This is a genomic window from Leisingera sp. M658 (assembly GCF_025144145.1).
In the GTDB taxonomy this organism is placed as follows: Bacteria; Pseudomonadota; Alphaproteobacteria; order Rhodobacterales; family Rhodobacteraceae; genus Leisingera.
This window is the reverse complement of the sequence record NZ_CP083546.1, coordinates 2,924,709-2,938,720: the sequence shown is the minus strand read 5'-3', so window position 1 is coordinate 2,938,720 and position 14,012 is coordinate 2,924,709. Positions and strand designations below refer to the sequence as shown.

Here is a 14,012-nt window from a genome sequence, read left to right as displayed (position 1 = left end):
GGTTTCCACGGGCAGATGGTTGCCGGCACGGGGTGGTCCGGTGCCGGGGGTTCCCTGAAGGGCAGTTGACGACGCATGATGAGTGAAGGTTTTGATTTCAAAGGCGTGCTGCCGGCACTGGATGCCGACGACGTTCGCACGGTTGCCGATATCAACGGCCAGGCGCCGGAACTGTGTATTCTTTTATATCAGCGCTACGGCTGCACAATCGATCTGATCTCCTGCGACCGCAAGGGGCAGGCAAAAGAACCCGATGCGGCGCAGCTGCAAACCTGGCAGGCGCGGCTTGAACAGGGCGGTGTGGACCGGGACGCGATCCGCGTTGTAAGCCGGCCGCGTGATCTGGGCAGCTATGACGTGATCCTGGCGCTGAACGGCTTTGGCGCACGCCACAAGATCCAGAACGCCGCGCCCATGCTGGACCGCGCGCTGCATCCGCTTAGCCGTCTGGTGATTGAAATCCGCAAAGGGTCGGGCAGCTACCCGTTTCTCAAGGCCTATGGCAGCTGCAATACGCTGGTGCCGCCTGAGACTGGCAAGAACGGCCTGGCAATCCTCTCTGCCGAGCCGCAGGAGGTGCTGCCGCCTTCGGGGGAGTGGTCCAAGGTGGCCCGCCAGCTGGCCGGCAAGGAAGGCTTCTTTGACGAGCTGGAAGAGCATTCCTTTTTGTTCATGCCGCGTGGCGAAACGCTGGTGGTGACCTTCGACAACCTTGATATTGCCATGACCAAACGCGATGACCGGCGGCCCTGGGGCTTTAGCTTCATCGAGGCGCAGGGCTGGTCGATGCTGGGGGTGATGGCCAACGGCTGGACCTGGTTCCGCCACCAGGAGGTCACCGCCAAGTTCGAGGCACTGCGCGACAGCGGTTTCTTTGCACAGTTTTCCCGGGTGGTGTTCTATGGCGCTTCGATGGGGGGCTATGCAGCGGCGGCCTTTGCGGCGGCAGCGCCCGGATCAACGGTGTTTGCAATCAGCCCGCAATCCACCCTCGACAAGGCGTTGGTGCCTTGGGAAATGCGCTACAAGAAGGTGTGGGACAGGGATTTTTCCGGACCCTTCGGGGATGCCTCCCTGGCCAGCCAGGCGGCAGGCGACGTGCATATCATGTTCGACCCCTACGTGGCGCCGGATGCGGCCCATGCGGCGCGGTTTTCCGGGGCAAATGTCACCTTCTGGCGCTGCCCGCTGCTGGGCCACCGGCTGGGTTCTTCGCTGCAGCAGATGGGGGTCCTGCAGGAGATTGCCCGCGGTGCCATTTCCGGCGGCCTGACACCGCACCAGTTCCACCTCCTGCTGCGCAAACGCCACGAATTCCCCCGGTTTCAGCGGGAGCTGGCCAATCTGGCTTTGGACCGCGGCCATCCGCGCCTTGCGAAACAAGCCTGCGAGTATATTTTGCGCCAACGGGATGACCGGTTCTTCCGCCGTATGAAGGCGCGGTTATGACATGTGAAATCCGCCGGGCCGCGCGCCGGGACCAAACGCTGAGCAGGGAAAGGGCGAAGGCCGGACAGGACGATGAACCAGGCAGGAACTGACATGCGGGACGTAACCCTTGCTTTCCACGTTGGGGCGCCAAACACAGACAACGGCCAGCTGACCTGGTCGCTGCGTAAGGATGCGCAGCGGCTTCTGGAACAGGGCGTGATGATCCGCCGACCGGGCACCTATTTGGCAGCGCTCAATCAAATGCTGCGCAAGCAAAACCAGGACACCGTCACCGATCAGGAACGCGCGGCGCTGCTGGACGGCATGGTCAAGGATCAGAGTGTTTCGCGGATCATCCTGACCAACTCCGGCTTTCTCGGGGTGCCGGGCTGGATGCTCAGCGGCGGGCGGCTCTATCGCAATGCGGGCAGCAATACCGCGGCGCTGAGAACAGTCTTCCCGGGCAATCCGTGCGAATTTTTCCTGGGCCTGCGCAATCCGGCTACGCTGATCGGACCGGTGTTCAAATCCCAGTCCAGCCGGACCTGGGAGAAGTTTTCCGCAGGCACGGATTTCCTGAATCTGCGCTGGTCGGACGTTGTTGCAGATATTCAGGACAGCAACCCCGGCTGCCGCATCACGGTCTGGTGCAACGAGGAAACGCCGGTGATCTGGCCCAACATTTTGGGGCAGGTGACGGGGCTGGGTGACGGTTTCCGTTTTGCCGGCGAACTGGACATTACCCGCGGCATTATCTCGGAGGCGGGATATGAGCGGCTGGAGACCTATCTGGCAAACCGCCCCGGCCTGTCGGAAGACCAGCGTGAACGGGTGCGCGCGCTGTTCCTCAGCTACTTCCACGAGGAGGAGGCAATCGAAGAGGAAATCGATCTGCCGGGCTGGTCGCAGGCGCTGGTGGATGAGATGAGTGAAAGCTACCAGGCTGATGCCGAGCTGATCCGCCGGATGTCTGGCGTTACATTTCTGTCCTGAGAGCTGCGTGCCCGTATAGCGGTTTCATCAGGATCGCGGTCAGATACATCGGGATCTGGTAGCAGCCCAGAAAGATCAGCAGCGGATCGGTTGTGGCTGCGGGCAGGGCGATCAAAAACAGAGCGAAGTTCCGGTTGCCGGCGACAACGGATACAGGCACGGCGCCACTGCCCGCGCGGCGGCGCATCGCTGCGAAGGCCAGCGCCTGCAGGCCGAGGTTGGCAGCCAGCGCAAAGCCCAGCCATTGCAGCACCAGCACAGGCGTGGCGCGCAACGCAGGCCCCAGCGCCGCCATCAGGCCAACAACGATCACTGCCAGCGCGATCACAGTCAGCCCCTCGATAGCCTTGGCCTGATCCTCGCGCAGTTGCGGCAGGGTCAGGCGGCGCAGCAGGAAGGCGCAGATCACGGTGATGCCAATCACGCCAATGAGCCGCCCTGCCGCGCGCAGCACATCCCCAAGGCCTCCCAGGCCGGGAGCCAGCAGAAATACCGGAATGACTGTCAGCGGCATCAGCGCGGTGCCAAGGATCAGCAGGCGGAAGGCTGGTTCCGGCGCATGCCCCATCAGCGCGGTGATATTGGGGCTGCCGGTCACAGACGGCGCGCTCAGCATCAGGATCAGTGCCACGGCGGCGGGCGTCTGCGCCACGCCGAACAATGACGCCAGTCCCAGGGCTAGCAGCGGCAGCCCCACTTGCAGCAGCGCAATGGCTTTGACGGTGCCAATGCCGTCCGCCAACCCGCCGGCAGCCTTGCGCAAGCCGATCCTGTAGGCGTTCAAAAACAAAAGCCCGGCCACCATTTCCGGCAGCCAGGGCTGAAGCGTCGCGGCAAGACCGGGCAGCAGCAACCCGGCCAATAGCCCCAGAACCAGCGCGGCCCGCCCATGCCGGGCGGCAAAGGCAAGCGCGCGCAGCATGGGGCTAGACCGGCCCTGGCCTGAGGTTGTTCGGCAGATAGGTCGCCAGCTCCGGGAAGGCGATCAGCACAAACACCATCAGCACCATGATCAGGAACATCGGGATCGCAGCGCGGGCGATATAGCTCATCTCGTGGTGGGTCATGCCCTGCATCACAAACAGGTTGAAGCCGATCGGCGGGGTGATCTGCGCCATTTCCACAACCACCACGATGAAGATGCCGAACCAGATCAGGTCAATGCCCGCCTGCCGGATCATCGGCTCGACCACCGCCATGGTCAGCACCACCGAGGAGATGCCATCCAGGAAGCAGCCCAGCACGATGTAGAACACCAGCAGCACCATCAAGAGTTCAATACGCGTGAGCTCCCACCCCGCGATCAGATCCGCCAGCCCGCGCGGCAGGCCGGTGAACCCCATCGACAGTGACAGGAATGCAGCCCCGGCCAGGATCAGCGCAATCATCGCGCTGGTGCGGGTGGCGCCCATCAGGCTCTCGGTGAAGGTTCTCCAGTTCAGCGAGCCTTGGCCCAATGCCAGCAGCAGCGAACCGATGACCCCGAATGCCGCCGCCTCGGTCGCGGTGGCAATGCCAAGGTACATTGACCCGATCACCACGATGATCAGCGCAATCACCGGCGCCAGAAAGCGGGAGTTCTTCACCTTCTCGGCAAAGCTCAGCTTGGCTTCGGGGGTTGGGTTCCAGTCCTTGCCGACTTTGGAGTAAATCGCCACATAGCCCATGAACATCGCTGCCAGCACCAGGCCGGGCAGAATGCCGGCAAAGAACAGCTTGGTGATCGATTCATTGATGGTGACGCCATAGACAATCAGCGTCAGCGACGGCGGGATCATCAGGCCCAGCGTTGCAGCCCCCGTCAGCGTGCCGATCACCATGGGTTCGGGATAGTTGCGCTTGCGCAGTTCCGGGATCGACATCTTGCCCACGGTGGTCAGCGTTGCCGCAGACGAGCCGGAGACCGCGGCGAACACCGTGCAGCCGACGATATTGGTGTGCACCAGCCCGCCGGGCAAGGGCGCCATCCAGGGGGCCAGCCCTTTGAACATGTCCTCGGACAATCGCGTCCGATAGAGGATTTCGCCCATCCAGATGAACATCGGCAGCGCCGTCAGGGTCCAGCTGGAAGACGCCGACCAGATCGTGGTCAGCATCACGTCGCCGACGGGGCGGGTGGTGAACAGCTCCATGCCGACCCAGGCCACGCCCATCAGCGCCAGGCCAACCCAGACGCCGCTGCCGAGAAGGGTGAACAGCACAAAGAGAAACAGAATGATGACTGAGATATTTTCCATGGGGCTTACTCCGCGTGGCTCTGGTCGTCCAGATCCCGGGTGATGCGGTGGTCGCCGCGAAAGATCACATGGATCAGATGATCGGTAAGGGCGACGGCCAGAACAGCCCCGCCGAACAGCATCACGCTTTGCGGTATCCACAGCGGTGTGCGGTCCTGGCCCTGGCTCACATCGTTGAACTTCCAGCTCCAGTAGACAAAGCGATAGGCGTAATAGGTGAAATACCACATCACCGCAGTGCCGATGCCAAAGCACCAGATCTCCAGCACCCGGCGGAAGCCATCGGGCACTGCATTCAGCAGAATGGACACACGGATATGGCTGCCGCGGTTCAGCGCATTGGCAAAGGCCAGGAACGACGCCGCCGCCATCGCGTAACCGGCATAATCCGGCGCGCCGGGGAAGACTTCACCGGTCCAGCGGGCCAGCATCTGGACAACGATCAGGCCTAAAATGGCTATCAGGCAGAGGGCGGCCAGCACCCCCGCCGCAAAGTACAAAAAATCCAGTCCGGAGCGCAGCCCCCTGAGCACAGTCATATCATCCCCATCGGCATTTTTATATGTGAATACGGGCGGCACCTGCCGCGCCGCCCGTCTCAATCGGTCTGATTATTCGGTGCGGAAGGCGTCGACGATGGCCTTGCCCTCGTCACCTGCGGCTTCCAGCCATTCATTGGTCATGGTGACGCCGATTTCCTTCAGCTCGCCCGCCATCTGATCGGATGCCGGACCCACATTCATGCCGCCATCGCGCAGACCCTGCAGGGTGAACCCGGTGTATTCCTTGGCGCGCCAGTTGCCTGCGTATTCGGCGAGTTTGGCGCAGCCCTGGATCACGTTCTGATTGGCCGCGGATGTGCCGTTCCAGATTTCAGTGTTCACAAACACGTAGTTGCGCGGCAGCCAGGCGTCCACCTCGTAGAAATAGCTCAGGCTTTCCCAAACTTTGCGGTCGTAACCGGTGGAGCCGGACGAGACCATGGATTCCGCCACACCAGTGGCAAAGGCCTGGCTGATTTCAGCCGCCTCAATGGTCACCGGCAGCATGCCCGTCAGCTCGGCCAGCCGCGAGGTGGCATTGTTGTAGGAGCGGAACTTGATGCCCTTCATCTCGGCAACCGAATTCACCTCGTTCTTGAAATAGAGGCCCTGCGGCGGCCACGGCACGGCATAAAGCAGTGTCAGGTTCTGCTCGGCCAGCAGGTTCTCGATTGCAGGCTTGGCCGCTTTCCACAGCTTGTCGCTGTCATCAAACGAGGTCGCCAGGAACGGGATCGAGTCAAAGCCGAACAACGCGTTCTCATTCTGGTGGCCGGACAGCAGCCGCTCGCCGATCGGTGCCTGGCCGGTCTGCACCGCGCGTTTGATGTCAGCACCTTTGAACAGCGAGCCCGACGGATGCGTCTTGATCTCAACTTCGCCGCCGGTGCCGGTGGTCACGCATTCAGCAAACTCGGCGCCGGTGGCCGAGTGGAAGTTGGAGGCCGAATAGGCCATCGGCATGTCCCAGGTTTCCGCCGCGGCGGGCAGGGCGGCAGCCGCCGTCAACGCGGTGGCGGCCAGCAATCTGGTCAGTTTCTTCATGGTCTTCTCCCTGTTTCAGTTTCGGCCCCTTATGGGGCACTGGTTGGTTTCAAATCGCATAGCGCGCCGGGTCATAGGCGCTTATGTCCATGTTCGGGGTGCGGCCCGAAATCATCTGCGCCAACAGGCGGCCTGTTTTTGGCCCGCCGGTGAGGCCAATATGATGATGGCCAAAGCCGACAAAGGCGCCGGACAGGCCCGGCACTTCGCCAATCACCGGGATCGAATCTGCAGGCGCCGGGCGGTAGCCCAGCCATTCCTCTTCGTGTGTCCAAGTGACACCGGGCAGGATGCGCCGCGCGTTCCTGCGCAACAGTTCAAGCGGGGCTTTTGACGGTCCGGCCTCCAGCCCGCCGAATTCCACAATGCCCGCAATCCGGATCCGTCCCTTCATCGGGGTCACCACGCATTTGGCCGCTGCCACCATGACAGGCGCCTTTGGCATCGCCGAAGGCTCCCATAATTCAAGATGATAGCCGCGTTCTGCTTCCAGTGGTACGGAAATTCCCAATCTCTCTGCCAGCGGCTTAGACCAGACGCCGGTGGCAACAACAACGGCATCGCAAGCAATGGTCTCACCGCCCGCCCGCACGCCGGTCACTTGCCCGTTTTCGCGGGCCACATCAGTAACAAAAGCCTGGATCAACTGGCCGCCATTGGCCACCACATGTGCCGCCAGATCCTTCACATACTGGCCGGGATCCGAGATGATGCCGTGATCCTTCAGCCGCGCGGCAAAGCCAAGCTCCGGCGCATAGATATCATCATAGGCCCGGACATCCGCGCCCTCCAACTCATCCCAGTTAAAGCCGTGTTTCCTCCGTAAACCCCAGCCAAAGGTGTCCTCTCCGAAATGCGCCCGGTCATTGTAGAGGAACAGGTAATCGGACGGCTTCAGGTGCCGTTCCGCCGGCGTGCCTGCCGCCAGCGCCTGATGGTCCGCCAGCGAATCACCGACGATGGGCGCCAGCGCAGCGGCAATGCGGGCGGTATCTTGGGCATTGGCATGGCTCATGTATTTCATCAGCCAGGGCGCCAGCCTGGGCAGGTATCCCCAGCGCAAAAACAGCGGCTGGTTCGGGTCCAGCAGCATCTTCGGCGCCTTCTTCCACAGCCCCGGGCCGGTGACCGGCACGATCGAGCAGGAGGCCAGAATGCCGCCGTTGCCGTGGCTGGTGCCTTCGCCCGGTCCCTTGCCGTCGATCAGGATCACTTGATGCCCGTCGCGCTGCAGCTCAATCGCAGCCGAAACACCGACAATGCCGGCACCGAGGATGGCAACGGTTTTCTTCTCCGGCGTCATGCCGCAACCTTCTTGGAAACTGCATAGCGGTCCAGCTTACCCACGTCAGGTTTGATGCCCAGCCCCGGCCCATCCGGCACCACCACCTGGCCGTCCACCACCTGGAAGGGGGTTTCCAGAATGTCTTCCTTCAGGAAGTAACTCGCCTGATAGAATTCGCAGCCCAGCCTGATTTCGGGGGTTGCCGCAATCATGTGAGTGCCCGCCAGATGCGCCAGACCCGCCTCGAACATATCGCCGCCATAGGCGGACAGCCCGTTGGCCGCGGCAATCCGCGCCACCGTTTGGCCGCGGGTCAGCCCGCCCGATTTCATGATCTTGACCGAGACGCCGTCGCAGATGCCCTCGCGGGCGGCGCGCACCATCTCCTCGGGGCCGAATACGCTTTCATCCGCCAAAAGCGGCACATCAATCATCCCGCGCAATTTGGCCATCATGCCAAAATGATGGAACCGCACCGGCTGCTCGATGAAATCCGGCTTGAACTGCGCGACATCCCGCACCTGGCACGGCGCATCTTCGATGCTTAGGCCCTGATTATAGTCCACCCGCACCCGGAATTCCGGGAAATCCTTGGCAATCCGCTCCAGCCGCATGATGTCGAACGCGTGATCCTTGAAGCCGGTTTTCAGCTTGATCAGTCCCACCTTGTCAGCACGCAGCCGGTGCAGCAGGTCGATGTCCTTGGCAAAATCAGGATCGGCAATCGAACAGCTGAGCGGGATGGTATCGCGGCACTTGCCGCCTAGCAGCGCCCAGACCGGCGCGCCGGTGATCCGCCCGGTCAGGTCCAGCAGGGCGCTTTCCAGCGCTGCCTTGGCCTCGGTGCAATGGGCGACGGCTTTGGCCGCGTCTTCCATAATCGCCGCGCGGTCTGCCACCCGGCGGCCCTCCACCAGCGGGCGGATGTAGCGGTCAAGCGCTGCCAGGCTCGCTTCCGGCGTGCCGGTGAACACCGACCAGGTCGACGCCTCTCCAAACCCTTCGGCGCCGCTTTCGCTGCGCAGCCGGACAATCACAACCTCGCAGGAGCCCTCGACAGAGCCGATCCCATGGTCGCGGCGCGACATCACCGGCAGCGCGAGATGCCACAGATCCATCCCGGCAATCTTTTGTTCCAGCACTTTGCTCTTCCTCCCAAAAGCTGGGCAAAGCTTGCCTTGACTTGACCATCATTACCAATACAAAGAACTCGATATACTATCATAAAAAATGATGTACTGCCGATGTCCCTCCGCTTCCGCCAGTTGCAGGCATTCCACGCGATTGTCGAAACCGGCACCGTCACCGGCGCGGCCGAGCAGCTGGGCATCTCGCAGCCCGGTATTTCCAACCTGCTGTACCAGCTCGAACGCCAGACCCGCCTCAAACTGTTCGAGCGCAGCAAAGGCCGTCTGATCCCGACACCCGAAGCAGGCGTCCTGTTTCAGGAGGTCGATACCGTGGTGCGTGGTTTTGATCATGTGGCGCAGGCGGTAACCGACCTGCAGAACAAACAGGCAGGGCAGCTGCAGGTTGCTTCGCAGCACTCCTTGTCTTTCGGTTTCATGCCCGCACTGATCGCCCGCTTCGCCCGCACAAGGCCGGACCTGTCGATCTCCTTTCAGGCGCAGTATTCGCTGAAGATCCAGGAATGGGTGATCGCGGGCCTTTTCGAAATCGGTGTTTGCGAAATGCCGCTGATCCACGACGGGCTGGAGGCGCATCCTATCAACGTCGAAACCCTGCTGGCGATGCCTGCGGACAGCCCGCTGGCGGAACATGACGTGCTGACGCCGGAACTGTTGGAAGGCGTGCCGTTCATCGTCATGGGCCCCGATCACATGACCCATCGCCGCACCCGAGAAGTGTTTCAGCAGGCCGGTATCCCGCTGAAAACCCGTGTGCATTCGCATTTGTTCAAGAACCTCCTCAGCTTTGTGCAGGAAGGCATGGGGGTCTCGATCCTTGATCCCTTTGTGCTGAATTTCGAAAGCGGCGGCCGGTTTGTTTCCCGCCGGTTCCGGCCGCGGATCATGATGGATATGGCGGTGATCACCTCCAAGTCGCGCCCGCTGTCAGCGGTGGGGCAGGAGTTCCTGGCGCTATTGAAACAGGAGCTGGCGCCCTATTCGGAAAACGGTCCTTGATCCGCCTTCAAAACTGTATGCAGTTTCGAATTCAATATTGCCAAGGAACGGGTGCCGCCGTACCTTGCACCGCGGATTGAACAAATGGCGGGAACATGGCCAAACGCGAAAGCAATGTGGACAGGGTATACGAGGCATTGCGCCGGATGGCGGCGGATTTTGCCTTCAAGCCTGATCAGCGGATCAACGAAAGCGCCTTGTCCGAAGTGCTGGGTGCCAGCCGCACGCCGCTGCGCGAGGCGCTGAACCGGCTGGTGGCCGAAGGGTTTTTGACCTTCCAGAACAACCGCGGCTTCTTCTGCCGTCCGCTGACCCCCAGCTATATCATGGACCTGTATGAGGCCCGTGTGGCGGTGGAATGCGAGGCGGTGCGCTTTGCCTGCACCCGCGCCCCGGATGACGACATCGCGGCGCTGGCGGACTACCTCAACCGGATGGAGCCGGAGTATCAAAGCGCGACGGAGCCGGAGGCACTCCTGGCGATGGATGAAAGCTTTCACGCCCGGCTGGCGCAGCTTTCGGGCAACAGCGAGCTGCAGCGGATCCTCAACAATCTCAATGGCCGGATCCGCTATATCCGCCTCATTGACCTCAAGCGCATGCGCGACCGGGCAGGGGGCAGGGCGCCGGGCGATATCTCGGCTCATCGCCAGATCGTCGAAGGCATCGCCGCCCGCAATACTGATGCTGCCACAGCGGCCATGCGCAGCCATATCGAAAAACGGCGCGAGGAGGCGACGGAAGCTGTCCGCATCGCCTTTTCCCAGCTCTACGTGCCAGACGAATAGGGGGTCCTCATGGAACAAGGCGGAAAAACAGTCTTTGGCGCCGCGGTTGGCATCCTGATGCTGGAAACGCGCTTTCCCCGCATCCATGGCGATATGGGCAATGCAATGACCTGGGACTTTCCGGTTCATTACAAGGTAGTGCGCGGTGCCAATCCCGAAAATGTGGTGCGTGGCAACCCGCGGGAACTGGTGGAGCTTTTTGTGGATGCGGGCCGCGATCTGGTCGCCATGGGCGCCGACGGCATCACCACCAACTGCGGCTTCCTGGCGCTGATCCAGGACGAGGTGAAACAGGCGCTGGGCGTGCCGGTGGCCACGTCGTCGCTGATGCAGGTGCCAATGGTGCAGACTCTTCTGCCCGCAGGCAAGCGCTGCGGCATCCTGACGATTTCCAAGGCCACGCTGACCCCGGCGCATCTTGAGGCCGCAGGTGTTGCGCCGGATACGCCCATCGCAGGCACTGACGGTCTGCGTTGTTTTACCCGCGACATTCTGGGCGACGCGCCGGAAATCGACTTTGCAGCCTGCCGCCTGGACATGATCGACGCCGCCCGTGCGATGGTTGCGGACATGCCCGATCTGGGCGCCATCGTGCTGGAATGCACCAATATGGTGCCCTATGCCCGCGATGTGAGGAAGGCCACCGGGCTGCCGGTGTTCTCTATCCACTCCTTCATCAACTGGTTCCAGGCCGGCCTGCTGCCCAAAGGCTTCCCGCTGGAATTGGACGACCCGCGCTGGTGACCTGTCACCGGCGCGAGCGCCCGCCGACACTGTGACGGCGGGCGCTGCCCGGCTGATGCCGGGCGCAACGCTGCTGCGCTGCAGCTGTCAGCTCAGCACCAGCAGCCAGAACCATACGGTCAGGATGCTTGCCCCGGTGGCAATCAGCACCGAAGACGCCGCAACCCGTTTGGCCCGTCCGTACATATTGGCAAAGATGTAACCATTGAACCCGGTTGCCATCGCCGCGTTCAACACGCCCGAGCGGAACAGATCCTGCGGCAAGGCCAGGGCCGAGCCCAGAACCCATACGATTGCCGGATGGATCATCAAAGAGGTGAAGCAGACAAACAGGATCGCCCGCAGATCGCCCTCGGGACGGTATTTCACCAGCACGCCGCCAAGGGCAAACAGCGCGCAGGGCAGGGCCGCGCGAATAATCAGCGACAGGGCTTCACTCACAACCATCGGAATGGTGAGCCCTGAAAGGTTCACCGCAAACCCCAGCGCGATCCCCAGGATCAGCACATTGCGGAACATTGCGTTCAGCACAGCCGAGACGGTCTTGATCCCGCCCGCGCCGCGATTGCGCACGATCTCCATCACGGTGATGCCGACGCCGTAACAGAACGGCGAATGGAAGGCGATGATCGCGTAGTTTCCGGTCAGGTTCTCAGGGCCAAAGGCGCGTTCAGTGATCGGCAGGCCCAACAGCACCGAGTTGGAGAACAGGCAGCAGAACCCGATGGCGATGCAATCCTCCCACTCCCGCTTGAACAGCGCCCGCGCACCGAATACGCCTATCAGGAAGCAGGTAAAGGCGCCGGTATAAAAGCTCCCCAGAAGCCGCGGGTCGAAACTGGCAGACAGGTCCAGTTCCGCCATCGCCTTGAACAGCAGGCAGGGGATGGCAAAGCCCTGCGCGAATTTCATCACACCTTCGATGTGCGCTTCGCTCAGCACTCCCCGTGCGGTGGCGGCATAACCCGCGCCGACTACCAGGAAAACCGGCAGGATGACGTCGATCAGGCTTTGAAACATCAGCCTGTCCCTTGAAGGCAAGGGATGCTGCCGTTCAGGGGGCAGTGTTTGGCTTCTGGCCGCAGATGCCTCCGGCGGGAGTATTTTTGCAAAGATGAAGTCTGCGGTCTGCCCAGCGGGCCGGGGCGCAAGACGGCAGACCTGGGCATTGCGCTATAGCTCAACCCGGATCACCATACCGTCATAGGCCGGCGTGATGTGGTCCGGAGTCTCGGCTTCGACCGTGGCGTAATCCATGTCGATATGCATGTTGGTGATGATGCCGCGTTTGGGGGACATCTTCGCGAACCACTCCAGCGCTTCGGAGTAGCTGAAATGCGTAGGATGCGGGGTGCGCCGCAGCCCGTCCAGGATCCAGATATCCAACGCCTCCAGCTCCGGCAAGGCGGCGTCGGGAATTCTGGACACATCCGGCAGATAGGCCAACCCGCCGATCCGGAACCCCAGCGCGTCGATCGAGCCATGATCGACTTCAAACGGGCGGAAGGTGATTTCGCCGCCAGGGCCATTCACGCTGAAAGGTCCGTCAATGGTCTTCAGGTCCAGGATCGGCGGATAGGGAGAACCATCCGGCTGCGCAAAGGCATAACCGAACCGGTTCAGAAGATCGTTCTGAGTGGCGCCATCGGCATAGACAGGGATGCGCTGGCGCATATTGAAATAGACCATGCGCAGATCGTCGATGCCATGCAGATGGTCGGCGTGGGAGTGTGTGTAAACCACGGCGTCCAGGCGGCTGACCTCTGCATTCAGCAGTTGGCTGCGCATGTCGGGGGTGGTGTCGATCAGCACGGATGTGGTGCCGCCCTCATCAACACGCTCTACCAGCATTGAACACCGCTGGCGCCGGTTCTTCGGGTTCTTGGGGTCGCAGTCGCCCCAATGGCCGCCGATCCGCGGCACCCCGCCCGAGGACCCCGAGCCGAGGATGGTGAACCGCATCTCAGCCATCATGCGGCGGCCTTATACTGGGCAGCCTTCCAGAACAGCCGGTCGAAATTCGCCTGCGTCTGCGCGGCAAAATCGACGTAATCCATACCGAAAACCTCGGCACCCGCTTTGGCGGTAAAGGCGGAATAGGCCGGTTCATTGCGTTTGCCGCGATAGGGCGGCGGCGCCAGATAGGGGGCGTCGGTCTCGACCAGAATGCGCTCCACCGGGGCGGTGGCAAAGATATCGCGCAGCTCCTGGCTTTTGGGGAAGGCGGCGATGCCGGACATCGACATGTAGAACCCCAGATCCAGTGCTTCCTTGGCCAGCTCGGCCGAGGAAGAGAAGCAGTGCATCACGCAAGAATATGCGCCGTTCTTCATCTCCTCGCCCAGAATGCGGGCCATGTCGTCATCCGCCGCGCGGGCGTGGATGATCAGCGGCAGGCCGGTTTCGCGGGCGGCAGCGATATGGATGCGCAAGGACTCCTGCTGCACGTCCTTGCTGTCGGCGGTATAGTGATAGTCCAGCCCGGTCTCGCCGATGCCGACAAATTTGGGGTGTTTGGCAAGGGCAACCAGGTCATCCACCGAGACCAGCGGCTCATCCGCCGCGCTCATCGGGTGGGTGCCCGCGGCATAGAACACCGGCGCATGTGCCTCGGCAATCGCACGCACGGACGCTTCATTCTTCATCTTGGTGCAAATCGTCACCATCCGGGTCACGCCAGCCTCTGCTGCGCTGGCAATCACCTCATCCAGCCGGCCCTCGAAATCGGGGAAGTCCAGGTGGCAATGGCTGTCCGTTATCTGGGGGGTCGCTTGGGTCATCTATCCTCTGCCGCCGTAAGT

General features: G+C 62.0%; 14 protein-coding genes. 5 read left to right on the top strand and 9 right to left on the bottom strand.

The features are described from left to right. Positions 1-75: 75 nt before the first annotated feature. Both K3724_RS14650 and K3724_RS14645 read left to right on the top strand, forming a co-directional pair. Positions 76-1,449 (top strand): hypothetical protein, encoded by a 1,374-nt coding sequence (locus tag K3724_RS14650; protein ID WP_259986452.1) that lies wholly within the window; start codon positions 76-78, stop codon positions 1,447-1,449. A gap of 93 nt (positions 1,450-1,542) precedes the next feature. Beyond that, positions 1,543-2,424 carry a hypothetical protein gene (locus K3724_RS14645; protein WP_259986450.1) on the top strand — a complete coding sequence of 294 codons (882 nt, stop codon included), beginning with the start codon at positions 1,543-1,545 and terminating at the stop codon, positions 2,422-2,424. Here the strand turns inward: K3724_RS14645 and K3724_RS14640 are convergent. From K3724_RS14640 to K3724_RS14615, 6 genes are all read right to left on the bottom strand, one after another. Continuing rightward, positions 2,408-3,346: a hypothetical protein gene (locus K3724_RS14640; RefSeq protein WP_259986448.1), complete on the bottom strand. Its 939-nt coding sequence runs from the start codon at positions 3,344-3,346 to the stop codon at positions 2,408-2,410. The genes K3724_RS14645 and K3724_RS14640 overlap by 17 nt on opposite strands. Positions 3,347-3,350: 4 nt before the next feature. Beyond that, positions 3,351-4,661: a TRAP transporter large permease gene (locus K3724_RS14635; RefSeq protein WP_259986446.1), complete on the bottom strand. Its 1,311-nt coding sequence runs from the start codon at positions 4,659-4,661 to the stop codon at positions 3,351-3,353. A 5-nt stretch (positions 4,662-4,666) separates the two neighbouring features. Next, positions 4,667-5,200, bottom strand: coding sequence for a TRAP transporter small permease (locus K3724_RS14630; RefSeq protein ID WP_259986444.1), 534 nt, complete (start codon positions 5,198-5,200; stop codon positions 4,667-4,669). Between the two features lie 72 nt (positions 5,201-5,272). Continuing rightward, complete coding sequence (locus K3724_RS14625) at positions 5,273-6,247, bottom strand: TRAP transporter substrate-binding protein (protein ID WP_259986442.1); 975 nt, start codon at positions 6,245-6,247, stop codon at positions 5,273-5,275. Positions 6,248-6,296: 49 nt separating this feature from the next. Continuing rightward, entirely contained in the window at positions 6,297-7,550 is a 1,254-nt protein-coding gene (locus K3724_RS14620) for an FAD-binding oxidoreductase (RefSeq protein WP_259986440.1), read from the bottom strand. After that, a complete protein-coding gene (locus K3724_RS14615) occupies positions 7,547-8,674 on the bottom strand; it encodes an enolase C-terminal domain-like protein (protein WP_259986438.1) in 1,128 nt (375 codons plus the stop codon). Before K3724_RS14615 ends, K3724_RS14620 begins: the two co-directional genes overlap by 4 nt. A gap of 102 nt (positions 8,675-8,776) precedes the next feature. Between K3724_RS14615 and K3724_RS14610 the strand changes: the two genes are divergently transcribed. From K3724_RS14610 to K3724_RS14600, 3 genes are all read left to right on the top strand, one after another. Continuing rightward, entirely contained in the window at positions 8,777-9,679 is a 903-nt protein-coding gene (locus tag K3724_RS14610; RefSeq protein ID WP_259986436.1) for a LysR family transcriptional regulator, read from the top strand. Between the two features lie 95 nt (positions 9,680-9,774). Next, positions 9,775-10,467, top strand: coding sequence for a GntR family transcriptional regulator (locus tag K3724_RS14605; RefSeq protein WP_259986434.1), 693 nt, complete (start codon positions 9,775-9,777; stop codon positions 10,465-10,467). Positions 10,468-10,476: 9 nt separating this feature from the next. Beyond that, positions 10,477-11,211, top strand: a complete 735-nt coding sequence (locus tag K3724_RS14600; RefSeq protein ID WP_259986432.1) for an aspartate/glutamate racemase family protein — start codon at positions 10,477-10,479, stop codon at positions 11,209-11,211. A gap of 87 nt (positions 11,212-11,298) precedes the next feature. Here the strand turns inward: K3724_RS14600 and K3724_RS14595 are convergent, their stop codons facing one another. The 3 genes from K3724_RS14595 to K3724_RS14585 all read right to left on the bottom strand — a co-directional run bounded on the left by K3724_RS14595 (position 11,299) and on the right by K3724_RS14585 (position 13,991). Beyond that, positions 11,299-12,231, bottom strand: a complete 933-nt coding sequence (locus K3724_RS14595; protein WP_259986430.1) for an AEC family transporter — start codon at positions 12,229-12,231, stop codon at positions 11,299-11,301. Positions 12,232-12,384: 153 nt separating this feature from the next. Further along, complete coding sequence (locus K3724_RS14590) at positions 12,385-13,182, bottom strand: MBL fold metallo-hydrolase (protein ID WP_259992646.1); 798 nt, start codon at positions 13,180-13,182, stop codon at positions 12,385-12,387. Beyond that, positions 13,182-13,991 carry a TatD family hydrolase gene (locus K3724_RS14585; protein ID WP_259986428.1) on the bottom strand — a complete coding sequence of 270 codons (810 nt, stop codon included), beginning with the start codon at positions 13,989-13,991 and terminating at the stop codon, positions 13,182-13,184. The genes K3724_RS14590 and K3724_RS14585 overlap by 1 nt, the downstream gene beginning before the upstream one ends. Between the last annotated feature and the right edge of the window lie 21 nt (positions 13,992-14,012).

Excerpts from the sequence above, each read along its gene's own strand:
- K3724_RS14595 (WP_259986430.1), bottom strand. The coding sequence starts at position 12,231 with ATGTTTCAAAGCCTGATCGACGTCATCCTGCCGGTTTTCCTGGTAGTC.
- K3724_RS14630 (WP_259986444.1), bottom strand. The coding sequence starts at position 5,200 with ATGACTGTGCTCAGGGGGCTGCGCTCCGGACTGGATTTTTTGTACTTT.
- K3724_RS14585 (WP_259986428.1), bottom strand. The coding sequence starts at position 13,991 with ATGACCCAAGCGACCCCCCAGATAACGGACAGCCATTGCCACCTGGAC.
- K3724_RS14600 (WP_259986432.1), top strand. The coding sequence starts at position 10,477 with ATGGAACAAGGCGGAAAAACAGTCTTTGGCGCCGCGGTTGGCATCCTG.
- K3724_RS14640 (WP_259986448.1), bottom strand. The coding sequence starts at position 3,346 with ATGCTGCGCGCGCTTGCCTTTGCCGCCCGGCATGGGCGGGCCGCGCTG.
- K3724_RS14645 (WP_259986450.1), top strand. The coding sequence starts at position 1,543 with ATGCGGGACGTAACCCTTGCTTTCCACGTTGGGGCGCCAAACACAGAC.
- K3724_RS14625 (WP_259986442.1), bottom strand. The coding sequence starts at position 6,247 with ATGAAGAAACTGACCAGATTGCTGGCCGCCACCGCGTTGACGGCGGCT.
- K3724_RS14635 (WP_259986446.1), bottom strand. The coding sequence starts at position 4,661 with ATGGAAAATATCTCAGTCATCATTCTGTTTCTCTTTGTGCTGTTCACC.
- K3724_RS14620 (WP_259986440.1), bottom strand. The coding sequence starts at position 7,550 with ATGACGCCGGAGAAGAAAACCGTTGCCATCCTCGGTGCCGGCATTGTC.
- K3724_RS14650 (WP_259986452.1), top strand. The coding sequence starts at position 76 with ATGATGAGTGAAGGTTTTGATTTCAAAGGCGTGCTGCCGGCACTGGAT.
- K3724_RS14610 (WP_259986436.1), top strand. The coding sequence starts at position 8,777 with ATGTCCCTCCGCTTCCGCCAGTTGCAGGCATTCCACGCGATTGTCGAA.
- K3724_RS14605 (WP_259986434.1), top strand. The coding sequence starts at position 9,775 with ATGGCCAAACGCGAAAGCAATGTGGACAGGGTATACGAGGCATTGCGC.
- K3724_RS14590 (WP_259992646.1), bottom strand. The coding sequence starts at position 13,182 with ATGGCTGAGATGCGGTTCACCATCCTCGGCTCGGGGTCCTCGGGCGGG.